General features: G+C 49.0%; 16 protein-coding genes. 8 read left to right on the plus strand and 8 right to left on the minus strand.

Features of this window, described 5'->3' with window-relative positions; all coding sequences use genetic code 11:
- The first annotated feature begins 67 nt into the window (after positions 1–67).
- Positions 68–853, plus strand: a complete 786-nt coding sequence (locus ACOJS8_RS26055) for a DUF2490 domain-containing protein (protein WP_420151487.1) — start codon at positions 68–70, stop codon at positions 851–853.
- Here ACOJS8_RS26055 and ACOJS8_RS26060 read toward each other — a convergent pair.
- Entirely contained in the window at positions 850–2,118 is a 1,269-nt protein-coding gene (locus tag ACOJS8_RS26060; RefSeq protein WP_420151488.1) for a sensor histidine kinase, read from the minus strand. The genes ACOJS8_RS26055 and ACOJS8_RS26060 overlap by 4 nt on opposite strands.
- Positions 2,115–2,792: a response regulator transcription factor gene (locus ACOJS8_RS26065; RefSeq protein WP_420151489.1), complete on the minus strand. Its 678-nt coding sequence runs from the start codon at positions 2,790–2,792 to the stop codon at positions 2,115–2,117. The genes ACOJS8_RS26060 and ACOJS8_RS26065 overlap by 4 nt, the downstream gene beginning before the upstream one ends.
- 248 nt (positions 2,793–3,040) lie before the next feature.
- Here ACOJS8_RS26065 and ACOJS8_RS26070 point away from each other — a divergent pair, with 248 nt between their 5' ends.
- The 3 genes from ACOJS8_RS26070 to ACOJS8_RS26080 all read left to right on the plus strand — a co-directional run bounded on the left by ACOJS8_RS26070 (position 3,041) and on the right by ACOJS8_RS26080 (position 8,962).
- On the plus strand, positions 3,041–4,462 hold the full coding sequence (locus tag ACOJS8_RS26070; RefSeq protein ID WP_420151490.1) for a TolC family protein: 1,422 nt from the start codon (positions 3,041–3,043) through the stop codon (positions 4,460–4,462).
- 90 nt (positions 4,463–4,552) lie between these two features.
- Positions 4,553–7,783 carry an efflux RND transporter permease subunit gene (locus ACOJS8_RS26075; RefSeq protein WP_420151491.1) on the plus strand — a complete coding sequence of 1,077 codons (3,231 nt, stop codon included), beginning with the start codon at positions 4,553–4,555 and terminating at the stop codon, positions 7,781–7,783.
- A 39-nt stretch (positions 7,784–7,822) separates the two neighbouring features.
- Positions 7,823–8,962: an efflux RND transporter periplasmic adaptor subunit gene (locus ACOJS8_RS26080; RefSeq protein WP_420151492.1), complete on the plus strand. Its 1,140-nt coding sequence runs from the start codon at positions 7,823–7,825 to the stop codon at positions 8,960–8,962.
- Between the two features lie 101 nt (positions 8,963–9,063).
- On the opposite strand, the gene ACOJS8_RS26085 is transcribed toward ACOJS8_RS26080, so the two are convergent.
- Positions 9,064–9,594, minus strand: a complete 531-nt coding sequence (locus ACOJS8_RS26085) for a DinB family protein (protein WP_420151493.1) — start codon at positions 9,592–9,594, stop codon at positions 9,064–9,066.
- Positions 9,595–9,765: 171 nt separating this feature from the next.
- On the opposite strand from ACOJS8_RS26085, the gene ACOJS8_RS26090 reads away from it, so the two are divergent.
- Both ACOJS8_RS26090 and ACOJS8_RS26095 read left to right on the plus strand, forming a co-directional pair.
- Positions 9,766–10,254 carry an ankyrin repeat domain-containing protein gene (locus ACOJS8_RS26090; RefSeq protein WP_420151494.1) on the plus strand — a complete coding sequence of 163 codons (489 nt, stop codon included), beginning with the start codon at positions 9,766–9,768 and terminating at the stop codon, positions 10,252–10,254.
- A gap of 168 nt (positions 10,255–10,422) precedes the next feature.
- Complete coding sequence (locus ACOJS8_RS26095) at positions 10,423–11,511, plus strand: sensor histidine kinase (protein ID WP_420151495.1); 1,089 nt, start codon at positions 10,423–10,425, stop codon at positions 11,509–11,511.
- Positions 11,512–11,618: 107 nt separating this feature from the next.
- Here ACOJS8_RS26095 and ACOJS8_RS26100 read toward each other — a convergent pair whose 3' ends face one another.
- Positions 11,619–12,335, minus strand: coding sequence for an SDR family oxidoreductase (locus ACOJS8_RS26100; RefSeq protein ID WP_420151496.1), 717 nt, complete (start codon positions 12,333–12,335; stop codon positions 11,619–11,621).
- A gap of 113 nt (positions 12,336–12,448) precedes the next feature.
- Positions 12,449–13,105, minus strand: a complete 657-nt coding sequence (locus ACOJS8_RS26105) for a hypothetical protein (RefSeq protein WP_420151497.1) — start codon at positions 13,103–13,105, stop codon at positions 12,449–12,451.
- 323 nt (positions 13,106–13,428) lie between these two features.
- Between ACOJS8_RS26105 and ACOJS8_RS26110 the strand changes: the two genes are divergently transcribed.
- Positions 13,429–15,963 carry a glycosyl hydrolase family 95 catalytic domain-containing protein gene (locus ACOJS8_RS26110; RefSeq protein ID WP_420151498.1) on the plus strand — a complete coding sequence of 845 codons (2,535 nt, stop codon included), beginning with the start codon at positions 13,429–13,431 and terminating at the stop codon, positions 15,961–15,963.
- Positions 15,964–15,996: 33 nt separating this feature from the next.
- Here the strand turns inward: ACOJS8_RS26110 and ACOJS8_RS26115 are convergent, their stop codons facing one another.
- The 3 genes from ACOJS8_RS26115 to ACOJS8_RS26125 all read right to left on the minus strand — a co-directional run bounded on the left by ACOJS8_RS26115 (position 15,997) and on the right by ACOJS8_RS26125 (position 18,026).
- The gene (locus ACOJS8_RS26115; RefSeq protein ID WP_420151499.1) at positions 15,997–16,299 is read right to left on the minus strand and encodes a DUF1330 domain-containing protein; all 303 of its coding nucleotides are present in this window, start codon (positions 16,297–16,299) and stop codon (positions 15,997–15,999) included.
- A gap of 86 nt (positions 16,300–16,385) precedes the next feature.
- Positions 16,386–17,510 (minus strand): lipid-A-disaccharide synthase, encoded by a 1,125-nt coding sequence (gene lpxB, locus ACOJS8_RS26120; RefSeq protein ID WP_420151500.1) that lies wholly within the window; start codon positions 17,508–17,510, stop codon positions 16,386–16,388.
- Between the two features lie 99 nt (positions 17,511–17,609).
- Positions 17,610–18,026 carry a 6-pyruvoyl trahydropterin synthase family protein gene (locus ACOJS8_RS26125; protein ID WP_420151501.1) on the minus strand — a complete coding sequence of 139 codons (417 nt, stop codon included), beginning with the start codon at positions 18,024–18,026 and terminating at the stop codon, positions 17,610–17,612.
- A gap of 272 nt (positions 18,027–18,298) precedes the next feature.
- Here ACOJS8_RS26125 and ACOJS8_RS26130 point away from each other — a divergent pair.
- Positions 18,299–18,550, plus strand: a 252-nt coding sequence (locus tag ACOJS8_RS26130) for an NAD-dependent epimerase/dehydratase family protein (RefSeq protein ID WP_420151502.1), incomplete at its 3' end; no start/stop codon positions are given.

An 18,550-nucleotide genomic window follows, 5' to 3' on the forward strand; every position in this document is an offset into this window, starting at 1 on the left:
ATTCTATCAGATTCACTGCTGGTTAACAGTACCTAATTTTGCCCGGACGCAATTAAGTATTTCCTACGTGAATCGTTTTCGCTTCGCTCTCTTCCTGACCGCTTTTCTGACGGTTTTCTCCTTTCGCTCTTTGTTGGCCCAAACATCGCTGACCTCGCCTACTCCCTGGGGATCGTGGTTTATAGGTACGATTCAGGTACCAGGCGGTGAAAAAAAGTGGGGCGGTTTTGCTGAAATTCAGGCACGTAGCAATGCCATGTTTAAGCAGTATTTTTACTATGAGCTCAAAGGTGGCATCAGCTACGACATTGACCGGAACTTCACGCTGATGGTGGCTGGCGGGCAATACGCTACGTATGATTATAAAGATCTTTCAGCAGGTCCGCTCAATAGCGAAAAGCGGTTATGGGAACAACTTATTGTTAATCAGTACCTTTCACGCCTGAAATTTGAACATAGGTACCGAATTGAACAGCGTTGGTTTACCTTTCGAGATGGAGCCGAATCGTTCCGCAACCGTATTCGTTACCGATTGAATACATTCATACCGATCAACAACCGAACGATTACCGATAAAACCTTCTTTTTGTCGATTTATGATGAGATTTTCCTGAACCCCATCGGACCAGTTTTCGAACGAAACCGATTTTATGCAGGCATTGGCTATCAGTTAAGCCCAAACTGGATTGTGCAGGTGGGCGCCGTCAACCAGACAAATTATAACCCTGCTACGTTCGAGAGTGGCGTGTTTACTCCTCAACAGGCTTCCGGAAAATATAACGTAGTGGTTGGACTGACGTATCGGTTCAAACGCCACAGTTCATCGGAAAAACTACCCTCGCAGCCTGATTAGGGCGTCGAACGGGTAATGCAAAACTGGTGAATACCTCCGGCTTCCTGGTACGCAATCCGCAGGCCGTAACTATCGCAGATTTGCCGGATAATGGCCAGCCCCAGGCCAACCGAATCGGGGCCGGCACTTTCCTTCTTGAACCGCTCAAACAGTCGCTCCGGGTCGGAAGTCAGTTCCCCACCAGTATTACTCAGACATAGCTTGTCGGCTGTCGACGTCAATTCGATTCGGCCATTTGGGTAATTATGCCGAATGGCGTTGCTCACCAGATTTGTGACCAGGCTTTCAGCCAGTGCACCCGGCAACTGAACTTCGAACATAGCATTCGTTTTGGATTCTATCGATATCTGCCGGAACGCCAACACCTCTTCCATATCAGCCAGTTTCTGGACCAGTAAATCAGCTAAATCGATACGTTGCCGATCGCTAAATTGCCGGTTCTCGATCTTAGCCAACAAGAGCAATCCCTGATTGAGTCGCGAGATTCGTCGGGAGGCCTGGTAAATGGTTTCAATCCACTGGGTTTGAATTTCGGTCAGTTGTTCCGTCTGGATAAGTTGTTCTACTTTGGCGTTGATGAGCGCCAGGGGCGTTTGCATTTCATGCGACGCATTCTCGGTAAATTCTTTCAGGCTCCGGTAATCCTGCTGCATCTTGGCCGCCATTTTTTGCAGTACGTCGTTCAATTCGCTGAACTCCGTAATTTCCGGTTTATCCAGTTGCAGGGACGTGTCGCTACTAAGGTCGAATCGCTTGATCCGGGAGAGCGTGTCGTAAAAAGGGTGCCAGAGCTGACCCGACAGCTTCCCCTGAAACCAGAACGTACCCAGCAGCAGCAGCCCCAGGAAAAGAATCATTGTCACGGTAATAACCTCAATGAGTCGGTACGTATGAATCAACGACTTACGGATTTCGACCCGGTGCATTACCCCCTGAATTGGCTGATAGAACGTTAGTTGCCGAAACGGAATTAGCTCATCATCGTAGCGATTGCGAATCAGCGTATCCGAAAACTCCTCCCTGAGCGTTACCGGGCGACGTACCCGCGTTACCTGAATTTTATTCTCAACGAAATAAGGAATCGTCGACCAGCTGTTGTGTGTCCGCACATAGGTCTCAAAATCCCGCCGTTCGACCTTCAACCGATTCTCAACCTCTTCGTAAATCAGCAAACGCACAATCTGGTAAATGGCCAGCGCGGTAAGCAGGTAAATCACGAGCGAGAACGCCAGGTAAATACGGTTGGTTTTCGTGAGCAGTTTCAAGGCTGACTGAATTTATAGCCGATTCCATAAATAGACTGCACGTAGTCGGCAGCTCCTTTTTCGAGCAACTTCCGGCGCAGATTTTTAATGTGCGAGTACACCATATCGAACGAATCAGCCGAGTCGATGTTGTCGCCCCAGAGGTGTTCAGCGATAGACGCTTTGGTAAGCGCTACGTCGACATTCGACAGAAAATACAGCAGCAGATCATACTCCTTACGTGAGAGCGTCGTCAGTTGACCATTAACAAATACATTGCGGTTATGCGGCACGACGTTGATCTCCCGAAAGCGGATTTCCGTATGTCCGCCGAACTGCCTTCGACGTAGCAGTGATTTCACGCGGGCATTCAGCTCCGACAGATGAAACGGCTTAGTAAGGTAGTCATCTGAGCCGATTTCCAACCCTTTTAACTTGTCTTCCAGCGCGTTACGTGCCGAAATAATGATCACGCCCGTGGTGGCAACCAGCCGTTTCAGGCTTTCAATCAGTTGAAAGCCGTTACCGTCGGGCAAGGTCAGATCAACGATCACGCAGTCGTACGCATACAGGTGGATTTTCTCATCGGCTTCCATGAGAGTCGACACGGTTTCGCAGATGTAACCTTCTTTTTCCATGTAATCAGTAATACTCTCAGCCAGCCCTCGCTCGTCTTCTACAACCAATACTTTCATACTTTTGTCAGCTTACACAGCCGCTAAAGTAAAAGGCAATGTTGGAAAGATTCTGGACTTTTTGTTTTGATGCAACGTAGTACTATTACTTCCATTACGTATGTGTAAGTATTTGAGGGAACCGTAATTAACAAAAAGCGACTGAATCTTCTGTCAATAGTTTGTTTTCCAAAATGTTTCCAGAATTGGTTTCGTGTTTTGCAATCACTTGATCGTAATGGTAATAAAGAGCGGTCGGGTTATTGAGCATGAAGAACATACCATTCTCCCGGTTTCGACAACGATTTGTTGTTACGTCCGCAAACTGGCTGTTTCTACTAATTCTCAGTCTACTAGTGCTTCCGGCGTGGGGACAGTCCCTGAATCTCAGCCAGGTGCTCGAGCAAAGTATTCGGCAGTATCCATTTCTCAAAGCCAAGCAGGCCGAAATCAGTAGTGCCGAACGGCGGATACAGGCCAGTCAGACGGATCTGTTGCCGATTATATCGCTACAGCATCAGTACAATTACGCCACCAGCAATAGCTTGAATGGGTCGTTTTTTCCGAATGAAGCGGTCAATATTTCGACTTCGGGCGGGGTACGGCCGGTTGCGGTTTCGCAAGCCAGTTTCGGCAGTTTTACTACCGCTTCAATCGAGTGGCGAGCCATTACGTTTGGGCGTATAAAAGCGAATATTAACGTAGCGAAAGCCGATCTGCAACGTAGCCAGGCCGATTACGAAAACGAGATTTTCCAGCATCAGGTACGCACGATTGACGCCTATCTGCTTCTATTGATCAATCAAAAACTCGTTCATATTCAGCAAAGCAACCTCGAGCGGGCGCAGACGTTTAAGCGCGTAGTCGACTCGGGCGTTCGCTCGGGTATGCGGGCAGGTGTCGATAGTGCGCTGGCAACGGCCGAAGCGGTACGTGCCCGACTGCTTTTACTGGAAAGTCAGCAACGGGAGCAAGTGCAACGACTGCGCCTTTCTGAACTGGCAGGGCAGCTTCAGAGCGGTATGCAAGTGGATAGTATGCGATTTTATAACGCGCTTCCAAACAGCACTTTCCTGTCCGATTCGCTTTCGCCCAAAAACCCTACGTTACGCTTATTTCAATCGCAGATTACCTTGTCGGCGGCCCGGAGTTTAGCCACTCAGCGGTCGGGTATGCCTATTATTTCGCTGGTTGGCGTGGGTAATGCTCGCGGTTCGGGCTTCTCGAATCAAGGCGATATTTTCCTAAATAATCAGATCAACGGACTTGGCTATCAGGTCGGGAATTACCTGTTCGGCATTGTTGCGCGCTGGAATCTGACCAATCTGCTACGTGCCCATCAGGATTACCGGGCCGAACAGTTTCAGGTTGAGCGTTCACGGCAATTATTTAACACGCAGCGATTACAGATCACCCGTCAATATCAGGAAGCCGAAACCCAGTATCAGGTAGCTATGGAACAGGCCCGGCAGGCACCAATTCAGTTGCAGGCTGCCCGGCAGGCTTACAACCAGGCGAAATCGCGTTATGCCAGTGGTCTGACCGATTTGCCTACGCTACTCCAGAGCGTCGTTACGTTAAATCGCGCCGAAGTCGATGGCTACGTAGCGGTTAGCAATGTCTGGCGTTTTCTGCTCCTGAAAGCTGCCGCCGAAGGAGATCTGTCGCTATTTATGAATCAGGTAAAATAAATGGGTTTACAGTTCCCTGTTTACGGTTTACAGTTGGCTGACGCGCCAGCAACGGAAAACTGTAAACGGAAAACAGAAAACTAATCAATCATGTACAACATCATTCGTTCGGCGCTTCGAAAGCCTATCTCGGTTGTCGTAGCGGTCATGGGTCTTCTTTTTTTCTCGGTGATGTCGCTGTTTACCATACCGGTCGACATTTTCCCCAACCTTGATCTGCCTACGATTTACGTCGTGCAACCCTACGGCGGCATGGCACCTGACCAGATGGACGGCTTCATCGCCACCCGTTATCAGGACCACTTTCTCTACGTATCGGGTATCCGCGACATCGACGTAAAAACCATTCAGGGGTTATCGCTCATCAAACTCTCATTTTATCCCGGAACTGACATGGCGCAGGCAGCCGCAGAGGTCGCTAACAACGTATCGCGCGCCAAAGCCTACATGCCCGAAGGGACAGTACCGCCCCAGGTTGTCCGATTCGATGCCAGTTCGGTACCCGTTGGCCAACTCGTCTTTGAAAGTCCAAGCCGATCATTGAACGAAATTCAGGATTACGCTTCTTCACGCGTACGGCCAATGTTTTCGCGGATTCCGGGCGTTTCCAGTCCGCCACCGTTTGGGGGAAACCAGCGGACAGTCATTATCAAGGTTAATCCACAGTTGATACGTAGTTATCAATTGACGCCGGAAGAGGTCATTAAATCCATCGTGACTAACAACCAGCCCTCCCCCGCCGGTAACATCCGCATCGGCGAAAAAACGCTGATGACGCCCGTTAACTCACTGGTAAAGCGTCCCGAAGATTTTCTGAACATCCCGATTCGGGTAGGTTCCGGTCCGACGGTGTTCGTTCGGGACATTGGCACGGTAGAGGATGGCGCCGACGTAACGGTAAGTTATGCGCTGGTCAACGGTCGTCGGGCGGTATATATTCCGGTGGTAAAAAAATCGGATGCATCAACATTGGACGTAGTAAACAACATTCGGAAGGCCATGCCGGAACTCCAGGCGGCCGTACCAGAAGACGTAAAGATTTCCTACGAATTCGATCAGTCGGTCTACGTAACGAACGCGCTGAAAAGCCTGACAACGGAAGGTATCCTGGGTGCTGTGCTTACTGGTCTGATGGTGCTGCTGTTCCTCCGCGACTGGCGTAGCGTAATCATTGTGGTACTGACTATTCCGATTTCGATTCTATCGGCGGTGATCATGCTCAACCTGTTCGGGCAAACGATCAATATTATGACCTTATCCGGGCTGGCGCTGGCCATCGGGATTCTCGTTGACCAGGCCACGGTGACGATTGAGAATATTCACCAGCACCTGGAAATGGGCAAACCCAAAGCCGTAGCGATCTGGGACGCCTGTAAGGAAATCGTCTTCCCGGAATTCCTGATTTTACTCGCCATTCTGGCTGTGTTTGCACCCGCGTTTGTGATGAGTGGCGTACCACGTTCGATGTTCCTGCCACTGTCGCTTTCTGTAGGTTTTGCCATGATTGCGTCGTTTCTGCTTTCACAAACGTTCGTTCCGGTGATGGCCAACTGGCTGCTGAAAAGTCATCCAGCCCACGAAGCTCCAACGCTGGCGCTTGATGCGCAGGAACGGCACATGATTGAGGACGAGAAACCGGTTGTCAACGCCAAAGGATTTGAAAAATTCAAGCAACGGTATACTGCCACACTCGAAAAAATCCTGAATCGGCGCGGGCTGGTTGTAGGTGGCTATCTCATGGGCAGTCTGGCCATTATTGTTGTCTGTTTTATGGTGATCGGTACGGACATTCTGCCGCATGGCAACAGTCATCAGTTTCAGATGCGGCTTCGGATTCCCGATGGCACGCGGGTTGAACGTACCGAAATGGCTACGTTGAAAGTGCTGGACATTATTAAAGAAGCGGTCGGAAAAGACAACGTCGAGATTTCATCAGCTTATGTCGGCACGGTTCCGTCCAGCTACGGTACGTCGAATATCTTCGTGTTCAATAGTGGTCCGCACGAGGCCGTTTTGCAGGTTTCGCTGAACGAAGAGCATCCAGTAAAAATGGACGATTTGAAAGAAGATTTGCGGACACGTATCGCCAAAGCTTTGCCGAATGCCAGTATTTCGTTCGAACCGATTGAGTTAACCGAAAAGATCATGAGTCAGGGCGCTTCCACGCCTATCGAAGTAACGGTTGCCGCGAAAGATCTGGCCGAAGCGGGACGGTTTGCGGCCAAGATTCGGGAGCGAATGGCGAAGATCGACTTCCTACGCGACGTGCAGATTGCGCAGCCGCTAACCTATCCAGTTCTCAACGTAACCATGAACCGTGAACGAGCCGGTCAATTGGGTGTTACGTCAACACAGGTTGCTCGTTCGATGGTGGCTGCTACGTCGTCGAGCCGTTTTACAGACAAAAACTTATGGCTCGATGAGTCAAAAGGATTGGCGTATCAGGTGCAGGTACAGATTCCAGAATACCAGATGAGCAGCGCCAACGACATTGGCAATATTCCGTTACGTAGTGGTGAGATGCGCCCGCTCCTATCGGACGTAGCGACGTTTTCGGAAGGAACGGCACCGGGTGAATACGACCGCGCTGGGCCAAACCGGTTGGTGACAATCACGGCTAATTTACAGAAGAAAGACCTCGGTACGGCCCAGAAAGCTGTTGAGAATGCCATCAAAGAAGCAGGCGAACCGCCCCGTGGTGTGCTGGTCGAAATGGGCGGACAAACCAATCTGCTGACCGATACACTGAGCAGTTTGCAAACGGGTCTGCTGGTAGCCATTGTGATTATTTTCCTGCTGCTGGCGGCTAATTATCAGTCATTTAAATTATCACTGGTGATTCTGGCGGCCATCCCGGCGGTGGTGGCTGGGGCTTTGCTGATGTTGCTGGCGTGTGGCGCTACGTTGAACCTGCAATCGTATATGGGGCTGATTATGTCGGTGGGCGTATCGGTTGCCAATGCTATTCTGATGGTAACCAATGCTGAAAACCTGCGGCTGGAAATTGGCCATACGCGTAAAGCTGCGGTTATGGCAGCCAACAGCCGGATTCGCCCGATTCTAATGACCAGTATCGCGATGATTGCAGGAATGGTACCGATGGCGTCGGGACTGGGGGAAGGCGGTGATCAGATTGCCCCCCTGGGTCAGGCTGTTATCGGTGGATTGATTGCCTCCACGCTGGCGGCCCTGCTGATTTTGCCTTGTGTCTTTACTCAACTTCAGGCGAAAGCAACAACTCAGTCCGTATCACTCGACCCCGAAGATCCTGAAAGTAAATATTATCGCCAGGAACAACAAGAGTTGAGCCATAGCCTGTAATTCGATCATTCAATCTTCAGACATTTTATCATTATCCATATGAAACCGCTTCTGACACTTATCGGCACTGCCTCCGTTGCTGTTGCCATGACGGCCTGCTCAACAGCCAGCAGCGACAACAAAACACCCGCAAAAGAGCCTGACATACAACAGGTTGGCGTAACAACTGTTCAGGCACTGCAACCGAGCAAGCGCGTTACGTTGCCCGGCGAGTTGAAGCCCTGGAACCGGGTTAATATGTATGCTAAAGTAAAAGGATTTGTACGCGACATTTCGGTCGACCGGGGAACCGTAGTACGTAAAGGACAGGTTCTGGCTCGTCTCGATGCCCCCGAAGTCATTTCGGAACTTAGCCAGGCGCAGGCGCAGGTTCAGGCGCAGGAAGCCAATCTGGTTGAGCAGACAACTCGCGCCCGTGCTAGTCGGCTTACGTATCAGCGTTTACTTCAGACAGCAAAAATGGAAGGCGCTGTCTCTCTGAACGAACTTGATCAGGCACAGGCGAAAATGCAGTCAGATAGTGCTTTGGTAGCCATGGGGCGCGGCACGGTTCAGGCCGCCCGTTCGAACTATCAGGCCAAAAGCGAATTGCGTCAGTATCTGACTATTACAGCCCCCTTCGATGGGATTGTTATTGAACGGAACATCAGTCCGGGGGCGCTGGTAGGTGCAGGCGATAGCGGGAAACCGTTGTTTGTGCTGGAAGACAGCCGGACGTTACGTCTGACGGTGGCCATTCCCGAAACGTTCGCGAATCAGTTGCCCGCCAGGAGTTCCGTTTCATTCACGGTCAATTCGATGCCCGATCGTCGTTTCAACGCAAAACTGGCGCGGTCAGCACAGAGCCTGGTCGAAGCCAATCGCTCGATGATGGCCGAGTTCGACGTACCGAATGCGTCGCATGAACTGAAAGCGGGTATGTATGCCGACGTACTGATGCCCATCGAACGAACAACAAAAACGATGTTTGTGCCCACAACGGCCGTCGTCAGTTCCAGCGAAAAAATGTTTTTAATCAAGGTGACCGACAACCGGGCGCAGTGGGTATCGGTGCAGAAAGGGAACGTAGTGGATAGCCTGGTTGAAGTGTTCGGGGATGTACAGCCGGGCATTACCATCGTCAAAAGCGCTTCCGAAGAAATCCGCGACGGTCAGGAAATCAGGACGATCAGAAAGTAACAGGTCAACAGCGAAAGCGAATAGTACATACACTTAAAACGGGTTTACTACGTCATTTCTGCGAGACAGACGTAGCAAACCCGTTTTTCTGAACATAGTCTTTATTTTACAATCAAGAAGTAAAAGCTGTAATCCGTCATAGGCGCGTCCGTCAGGCCAACGTTACGTCCGATGGTTACCAGCTGCCCCCGGTGATACGTACTGTGGTTAAGGCAATGCTGAATGAATTCGAGCCGGGTACGACTCCCTGACACCCAGGGCGTGTCAAAATGAACATTCTCCTGTAACTCTTCTTCGGAAAGCGCTTCGACATACGTAGCGAACGCTTCCGACTGGGCCACAATTTCCGCAAACACCTCTTCGACGTTGCCGGAAAATCCATGTAACCGAAACGATAACGGAGGGGGCACCTGCTGTAACACCGACAGCCAGAACCGTTGCGTATCCCAGATGTGCACCAGCGTTTCTTTCAGGCTTGGAAAACTCGACGGCACCACCTGATCCATAAGCTCGGCTGGTTTTTCCTGTAACCAGTTGGCTAGTTGCCGGTTGGCCCAACTATTATAGGCCGTGCAATCGCTGATGAAGGACGTAATGGTGAAAGCGGTTTTGGGGGCTGTTTCGAGAAGCATAGTTGTGTTGGTTTTGACTATACAAAGTAACGTGTCGATAGTGACAGCCCTATGTCAGTAGTCATCAGCATCCAGGCATTCTTTTAGCGTTTCTCAGCGATCCGGGCTCTTTTTGAAACACAGAGTCAGCTTTTGTTTGTTACGTTCAAAACAGCTACATACGTCTCATCTATGTCTTTCTATTCTGCCCAAACCAATGATCCATTATTCGACGCAGCCCGCCAGGGCGATGTCGATCACCTCAATCAACTGATCAGCACCACTGCTAATGTCAACGTACAAAATGACAAAGGTTTTACGCCCCTGGTTCTGGCAGTCTACGGCGGACATCTTGAAGCGACACAACTTTTGCTGGATGCGAAAGCAGACGTCAACGTTCAGGATGTTGCCGGTAATACAGCTTTAATGGGCGTTTGCTTCAAAGGTTACCGCGAGATTGCCGAACTATTGATACAATTCGGCGCTGACCTGAACCTACAGAACAAAAATGGCAGCACAGCCCTCATGTTTGCTACGATGTTTGGCCAAAACGAGTTGGTTAAAACTATGCTCAATCGCGGTGCTGATCCGTCGATACGAGATGCTCAGGGGTTGACGGCCCTCGATATAGCGCGCCAGAAAGGCAATCAAGAAGCCATTAGGCTCTTCGAGAATTTGTGATTTAACGTAGTGATGTCGGGTTTGAGAACCGCATGAACGGACCCGCCGACATCACTACGTTGGCTATTATTGATTCCATTAAAATAATTGCGGATATTAGCACCTGTTGTCAACGATCAGAATTAAATGAAAACATTTGTCTGAATCGGGCGACCGGTGCTTTCCTCTATGACCAATTTTTCCCGTCGGCTTTTTCCGCTTCCTTTTGTTAATATACCGACGCAGAGTATCTGGATCTTTCTTGGTTTGGTATCGTGGACTGTTCCCCTGGGCAACTACGTCTGGCTCGGATCACGTTATTTCGAAGACTGGCGTATTTTCCTGATCGCATCCCTTAGTGCTTATCTGATTTGCTTATTTTTACTGGTAGCCCAGACAGCAATAATACGCTGGATTACGAATCAGTACCCGGAGATTTCACAAACGCCTAAACGCATGGTGTTTGAATTCCCGGTTTTCTTTTTTCTTACGCTCGCTACAGAATTAAGCGCGTTTTATATCTATCAGAACGTATCATTTTTTGAATTTACCCCTACCCGTTCGACTCAGATAACGATTTTCTGGATAGGACTCGGCTCAAATATCATTTCCCTGTGCATGTATGAGCTGTATTATACGCTTACCAAATGGCGGGAAAATAGTCTGCAAGCTGAGGCTTATAAGCGGGAAGCCTTATTGAATCAGCTCGACGTCCTGAAAAACCAGGTGAATCCTCACTTTCTGTTCAACAGCCTGAATTCACTTTCTTCGCTAATCAGCGAGGAACCGAGGCAGGCTGAGCAATTTGTTGATGAACTTGCGAAAGTATATCGATACCTTTTGCAAACTAATGAAGGAAATCTGACGACGCTGGACAAGGAATTATTTTTTATTGAGTCATACTACTATCTTCTGAAGACCCGCCATCAGAAAGGCGTTCGGCTGACGATAAACGTAACGCCCGAATTCAGAAACCAGTTTTTGCCCCCCTTAACTTTGCAACTACTGGTTGAAAACGCCGTTAAACACAATCGAGTCCAGCTCACTCAGCCCCTGCATATTACGATTGATACTACGTCGGATGGTTGGCTCCGTGTGCAGAACAACCTCCAACTCAAAAGCATACGCATGGCTTCCAACCAGGTTGGTTTATCCAACATTACAGCCAAATACCGTCTGCTCGATCAGCCAGCCCCCATCATTACCGACAGCGACGGTCATTTTACGGTAAAGCTTCCTTTACTGGCCGAAAACAAGCCGAGGCTGACCCCATCGTAGAATCAGCCTCGATCATTCGTATTTCTGAATATAGGAATCAGAGATAACTGCCTCACTAAAAATGTCACTGCTTTCGATGGGATTGGTGGTGATTCGGCTTTTCAGCATTAGTTGCCACCTGGCCGTGTCGGACGCACTTCAATCTTACTGGGCAGCGTACGGGCAGGCATGTGAATGAGGTCTACGATGATCTGACCAATATCTTCAGGCTGGATTTTCCAGGCGTCTTTTTCACTAGGCTGATGGTCGTTGAAATACGACGCTACGGAACCGGGCATAATTGTTGTCACCTTGATACCTTCATTACGTAAATCGAGCATAACCGCCTGTGTAAAACCAACTAAGCCAAATTTACTGGCATTGTAGGCCGCCCCTTTTTCAAAGAAATTGGTACCCGCCAGACTCGCAATCGTAATAAAATAACCTTCCGATTTTTTCAATGCGCCGAGTGTCGCTTTGGCGGTAAAAAAAACGCCCGTCAGGTTAATATCAATGGTTTCATGCCACTGCTCGGGGGTTAGTTCCTGAATCGAAGCAAAGTGTCCTACGCCTGCGTTGGCCACTACGTAGTCAAGCCGTCCCCACTCGCCGATTATCGCATCGACCGCTTTTTGCTGCGACGCCAGATCACGTACGTCAGCGGCCACACCGAGTGCATATCCTTCTTTAATTTCATTGAGTTTTTTTGCAGCCAACTCGGCGGCTACCGATGAACGGCTGGTAATGGCAACCCGAATACCATCGTTGATGAGAACTTCCGCAATGCCATAGCCAATGCCTTTTGAGCCGCCCGTAACGAGCGCCGTTTTGATATTATCTGCCATACGTAACGTGAACTGAATTGATGAAAACTTTCGCCGATAACCCCGAAGTGGCTGTAAAGGTTTTTCACCCGACCCTAACAAGCTCATCAGGAGCATACTAACGATGACTGGCTCTACAATCCGCGTAAGCGATAATTTACCGTAACGATGCCCTGCATACCGGGCCAGAAACTCTTCCAGTTGGTAAGGCCAACCCCAGGCTGATGGGTCATGTAGTCCCTGAGCAGCAAATAATCAGTACGTCTTTTGAAGCCGACGAATTTCTGAAGACCCAGATCCAGATTCCAGCGCTCCGAAAACCGAATATTCATAGCCGCCGTCAATCCGGCTCCTATCACAAACCCGCGCGCCGATTCCGTTATATAGCGGCTATTACCATCTGGAAATGACTGAATTACGCCTTCCTGCTGGTACTGCGAACCAATCAAAATCAGTCCGATCGGTATGCCTATTTTAGCCTGCGGCCTTATGGAACGTAGTACGTCGGTTCGGTAACCCACTTTCAAAAAAGCCCCCGATGTGTTTACTTTATCCAGACCGCAGTCGCACATATAACCGGACGGAGCGGCACTGAAATGATTTCGATACGTATAGCCTGCATTAATCGTTAACGCCCACCGATTCAGGTCGGGGCTCCAGGCTGTAGCGAGTTCAATGGAACGCCCCGGCAACGTAGCGAGATTTGTGCCAATCTGGCCTTGCCAGCATTGTGCCGATGCTGTTACGTAGCCAACCATTACGATTATAGCCGAGAGAAAAAACCGTTTCATACGCATAGAAGGTTTACTATCTTGCCACTAGATAAGGTAAAAGTAAGCAGGGTTTGGTCAATAAAATACGAGACCCGTTTTTACAATTCCTGATTTACCTGGATGAATTATACGGCGATTACTATCTACACCAATACGTTCCTTAACGAAAGAACGTATCACCGAAAACCTGGATTTTATCGAATCGACGGAGCAGTAAGTCGTTCTAATCACTAAATTTCCGGCTGGGAACGAAATGGTGCTATATACCAGTAAAAAGTTACCCGGAATCGCTTAGCTCACATATCGCTCTACAGGTTGTCTAGCCTCTGTTCTTTAACTACATGCGTGCTTTTATACTTCTGATTTCCCTCTTCACTTTTTTGATTCACCCGACCATTGCTCAATCGCTCAAGCTCTGGTATAAACAGCCAGCCCGTAACTGGAATGAAGCCTTACCCATTGGTAATGGACGCTTAGGGGTTATGGTATGGGGAAACGTAGCGGAGGAACAACTACAACTTAATGAAAGCACGCTATGGTCAGGCGGTCCGGTTAATTCGAATCCCAATCCTGAAGCCCCTACTTATCTGCCGCAAATCCGAAAAGCGCTGACTGAGGAAAATTACGAACTTGCTACGTCGCTGACCCAAAAAATGCAGGGGCTCTACACAGAGTCCTACGAACCATTGGGCGATCTGGTTATTCGGCAGCCGTTCACTGGACAACCTACCAATTATTACCGCGACCTGAACATTACTGAGGCAACGTCCACTACCCGATTTACAATAGACGGCGTTACGTATACCCGCCAGTTGTTTGTATCAGCACCCGATCAGGTGATTGTGGTTCGGCTAATGGCCGATAAACCCGGCCAGCTGAATTTTACAGCCTCTACGCGAAGTAAGCTCCGTTATCGGAATGCCGTAGTCGACAATCGGGAGATTTCCCTCAACGGCAAAGCACCTGCCCATACTGATCCTAATTACTTCAATGAAAACGCTCAGCCTGTTGTCTATGATGATTCGTCGCAGTGCCGTGGGATGCGCTTTGCGTTACGCGTCCGCGTCCTGTCGAACGACGGCGTTTCAGTCGCCGATACGGCGGGTTTGCGTATCAGCAACGCTACAAACGTAGTACTACTGCTTTCAGCCGCTACAAGCTTTAATGGGTTCGACAAGTGCCCGGATAAAGACGGCAAAAACGAAAAATTGCTGGTTGAAAATTATCTGAATAAAGCGGCCAGCAAATCATACAATGCTCTTTATCAGGAACATTTGACCGATTATCATTCATTTTTCAACCGCGTATCGCTACGTCTGACGAACGGTGCCGCGAAGCCTTCCAACCAAGCTGCGTCTGAATCTTTACCGACCGACGAACGGCTGATGCAATATACGAACGGAGCCAACGACCCGACTTTAGAGAGCCTGTATTATCAGTTTGGCCGTTATCTGCTCATTTCCAGTTCCCGTCCGGGCGGTACGCCAGCTAATTTGCAAGGTATCTGGAATCCGCATGTTCGTCCACCCTGGAGCAGCAATTTTACGATCAACATAAATACCCAGATGAACTACTGGCCCGCCGAGATGAGTAATCTCTCGGAACTGCATCGGCCTTTATTTGAACTGATTAAGGACGTAGCGTCAACGGGACAGGCGACGGCCAAAAATTTCTACGGCGCCAGTGGTTGGGTCGCCCACCACAACACCGACATCTGGGGCTTGTCGAATCCGGTTGGCAATATGGGCAAAGGCAGTCCATTGTGGGCCAATTGGGCAATGGGGGGCGCCTGGCTCTGTCAGCATTTATTTGATCATTACCGCTTTACAGGCGATCAGAAGTTCTTACGCGAAACAGCCTATCCATTAATGAAAGGGGCAGCTCAGTTCTGCTCCGACTGGTTAATAGCCGACAAAGATGGTTATCTGGTTACGGCTCCTTCCACTACGCCTGAGAACGTGTTCATTGCGCCCGATGGCAAAAAAGGAGAGGTTTCGGTAGCGACGACAATGGATATAAGCATCATCCGGGATTTGTTTACGAACGTAATTGAAGCGTCGATGGCACTCAATAACGATCCGGATTTCCGTCGGCAGCTCATTGAGAAACGTAGTAAATTGTATCCTTTCAGGATTGGCAAAAAAGGCAATTTGCAGGAATGGTACAAAGATTTTGACGATGTTGACCCGCTTCACCGGCACGTATCCCATTTGTTTGCTCTTCACCCCGGCCGTCAGATTGCTCCGCTTACGACGCCCGATCTGGCAGCTGCCGCCCGGAAAACCCTGGAACTGCGGGGCGACGATGGTACGGGCTGGAGCAAAGCTTGGAAAATTAACTTCTGGGCTCGCCTGAACGATGGAAATCATGCCTACAAACTGCTGCGTGAATTACTGAAAATTTCCGGCGTAGAAGGCACCCAGTACGCCAAAGCTGGCGGTACGTATCCAAACCTGTTCTGCGCACACCCGCCTTTTCAGATCGACGGTAATTTCGGCGGCATTTCGGGCATGACCGAAATGTTGCTGCAAAGTCATCTGAGCGATATCTGGTTATTAGCGGCTCTCCCCGATCAGTGGAAAGCAGGACAAGTGAAAGGGCTACGTGCAAGAGGTGGTTTCGAAATCGTTTCGCTGGACTGGCAGGAAGGAAAGATCAATAAAGTTGTTATTCGGTCTATGCTCGGCGGAAATTGTCGAATCCGCGTTCCGAATAGATTGAAGGCGGCCAATGGAGTGTCTCTTAAACCCGCTCAGGGCAATAACCCGAACCCATTTTATGGCAATGCTACGTTGCCAGCGACGGGACCGTCGACTACGCAGGTTTATGATTTCCCGACTCAGCCGAATAAAACCTACACCCTGGTAATGAACTGAGCAAAGAGTTAGCTATAAACCGTGCCCCGTTCACTAAAGGGCTTTGCCTTCAATCAGTATCATACGACTGACTGACTGGTCTTTCAGGTGCATGTGCTGAATCCGTTGCGGATCGTCCCGGTACGTCTCGAAATCTTCCCGACTACGAAAACTGACCAGATGTATCTCGTACGGCTTATCGAACGTAGCGGCAATGATTGACGAGTCGGACGGTCTTACCCGGAGAAGCAATTCGCCGTGGTGGCTTTCCAGTAAAGGCAATACCTTCTCTTCAAAAGACTGAAAAACAGCCTCCTGTCCTTCTTTCACAAAAATAAGTTGGGTGTAATAGAGCATACAGTAATAGGTTAGTGATCAACCCGTTGATACATGTGAATTATATACGCAGTAAAACGCAGATAGGTTCGTACTAGTCAGACGTACTACGCTTCCTGTGCCGGTAACAATTCTTCCACCATTCGCTTTCCAGCACGTTCAGAAGCACCTGGTTCGCCCATTTTTTTCTGTATCTCTCCGTAACCCGCCAATTGCTTCTCCCGACCTGAGCCACCCGGCATTATTTTCTTTAATTCGGCAGTTACCTTAGCAGGCGTTAAATCGTCCTGAATCAATTCCTTCACCACCTCACTTCCCGCAATCAGATTGACAAGCGAAATAAAGGGCACCGCAATCAGTCGTTTGGCAATAGCATAGGATACGCCCGTTGTTTTGTAGCAGACCACTTGCGGTACGTTCAACAGAGCTGTTTCGAGTGTAGCCGTACCCGATGTAACAAGCGCAGCCGTCGAAACGTGTAACAAATCATAAGCGGCATCACTGACCCGCAATACGTCTGGAAATTCCGCCATAAAGCTATCATACAACGTAGTGGGAAGGTTGCTTACTGTGCCCACCACAAACTGATAGTCTGGGAACTGACGCGTAGCAGCCAGCATTGTAGGTAATATAGACGTAATTTCCTGACGCCTGCTACCTGGCAATAAAGCGATGATTGGTTTGGAAGGATTATTGATTCGCTGTGCAAACGCTACATCAGGTTGAAAATCAGCGAGGGCATCCAGCAATGGGTTTCCGACGTAGTCGACTTTATAATCGTATTTGGCAAAAAATTCCGTTTCAAATGGTAGAATCGTGAATAGTCGATCTACGTTGGCTTTGATGTTTAGCGCCCGACGCTGATTCCAGGCCCAGACCTTCGGCGAAATATAGTAAAACACCCGGATGCCGTTTTTTTTCGCGAAACGGGCCATCCGAAGGTTAAAACCAGCGTAGTCGATTAGAATCAGCGCGTCAGGGCGATGGGCCAGCAAATCAGTCTGACACTCGCGCATGATACGCCGGATTGTGCCAAGGTTCTTTGCAACCTCCCAAAAGCCCATAAACGCCATGTCGCGGTAATGCCGAACGAGCGTTGCGCCAGCCGCTTCCATCTGTTCACCACCATACGCTCTAAATTGTGCCTCAGGGTCATGATGCCGAATCGCTTTTATCAGGTTAGCGCCATGAAGATCGCCCGAACGTTCACCAGCAATTACGTAGTACGTCATTAGTATCTGTAGAGAGTCAATGCCCGTCGTCTCCTATCCGGATGGTTTGCTGCTGACGCCAATGAGACGCAAGGGCGGTCCGACGTCTCGGTTGCGTCTCTACTCACCGAAGTAATCCACAAAATTTTTCGGAGTTTCGTATAACCGAAGCTGGTGCAGATGTGCTTCTGTAACGGGCTCAAGAGCGCGTTCGAGAATTTTCCAGATTTCCTTAATAAAAATTTCGCAACTGGCCATTTTCCCCTGCATAAAGTCGACATCAAGATTCAGGTTTTTGTGATCAACTTTCTCAATCACTTCCCGCCTGATGATATCACCCAACACTTTCAGGTCAATAACAAAACCCGTGTCAGGATCGGGTTCTCCCTTGACCGTTACGATGAGTTCAAAATTGTGCCCATGCCAGTTGGCATTGGCACAGGGTCCAAAAACTTCCTGATTACGCTCTTCCGACCAGGCTGGATTAAAGAGCCTGTGAGCCGCGTTAAAATGCTCTATTCGATTAATGTATACCATTTTTCTGGTTTAGATAGGGCGGTTGCCAGAAACGCCGATTGGTTAATGAAGTGCAAAGGTACAAACTGTTCCAGGCTCACAAAAATGAAAACGACGATTCCGATAAGTGTTATGATGACACCCATCGTTCTATATAAGAAAAATACAATTTAATCCCTAAAAACGCTATTCTATAGTCCAATTTAAAAAGTGTATATTTACAGCCAATTTCGTTTCGTTTCCACTGATACTTACTGAATTATCGGATCGAATACCTTTACAATTACCGCTTTATGATCATAGTTACGGGAGCCGCTGGTTTTATCGGAAGTTGTTTGATCAGCAAACTGAATCAGGAAAATTTCAATTTCATCATTGCTGTTGATGATTTCTCGAATCCTGAGAAAGAAGCTAATCTGACCGGAAAGCGGATTCAGGAACGGGTAGATCGGGAAGCCTTTTTTGACTGGCTTGATCAGAATTATCAGGAAGTGGAATTCATTTTTCATATTGGCGCCCGCACCGATACAACTGAGTTCAACTGG

The sequence above is a fragment of the Spirosoma sp. genome (genome assembly GCF_048594605.1).
Taxonomy (GTDB): Bacteria; Bacteroidota; Bacteroidia; order Cytophagales; family Spirosomataceae; genus Spirosoma.

Coding starts and splice junctions, on each gene's coding strand:
- ACOJS8_RS26065 (WP_420151489.1), bottom strand. CDS start 2,792: ATGAAAGTATTGGTTGTAGAAGACGAGCGAGGGCTGGCTGAGAGTATT.
- ACOJS8_RS26070 (WP_420151490.1), top strand. CDS start 3,041: ATGAAGAACATACCATTCTCCCGGTTTCGACAACGATTTGTTGTTACG.
- ACOJS8_RS26075 (WP_420151491.1), top strand. CDS start 4,553: ATGTACAACATCATTCGTTCGGCGCTTCGAAAGCCTATCTCGGTTGTC.
- ACOJS8_RS26080 (WP_420151492.1), top strand. CDS start 7,823: ATGAAACCGCTTCTGACACTTATCGGCACTGCCTCCGTTGCTGTTGCC.
- ACOJS8_RS26085 (WP_420151493.1), bottom strand. CDS start 9,594: ATGCTTCTCGAAACAGCCCCCAAAACCGCTTTCACCATTACGTCCTTC.
- ACOJS8_RS26090 (WP_420151494.1), top strand. CDS start 9,766: ATGTCTTTCTATTCTGCCCAAACCAATGATCCATTATTCGACGCAGCC.
- ACOJS8_RS26095 (WP_420151495.1), top strand. CDS start 10,423: ATGACCAATTTTTCCCGTCGGCTTTTTCCGCTTCCTTTTGTTAATATA.
- ACOJS8_RS26100 (WP_420151496.1), bottom strand. CDS start 12,335: ATGGCAGATAATATCAAAACGGCGCTCGTTACGGGCGGCTCAAAAGGC.
- ACOJS8_RS26105 (WP_420151497.1), bottom strand. CDS start 13,105: ATGAAACGGTTTTTTCTCTCGGCTATAATCGTAATGGTTGGCTACGTA.
- ACOJS8_RS26110 (WP_420151498.1), top strand. CDS start 13,429: ATGCGTGCTTTTATACTTCTGATTTCCCTCTTCACTTTTTTGATTCAC.
- ACOJS8_RS26115 (WP_420151499.1), bottom strand. CDS start 16,299: ATGCTCTATTACACCCAACTTATTTTTGTGAAAGAAGGACAGGAGGCT.
- lpxB (WP_420151500.1), bottom strand. CDS start 17,510: ATGACGTACTACGTAATTGCTGGTGAACGTTCGGGCGATCTTCATGGC.
- ACOJS8_RS26125 (WP_420151501.1), bottom strand. CDS start 18,026: ATGGTATACATTAATCGAATAGAGCATTTTAACGCGGCTCACAGGCTC.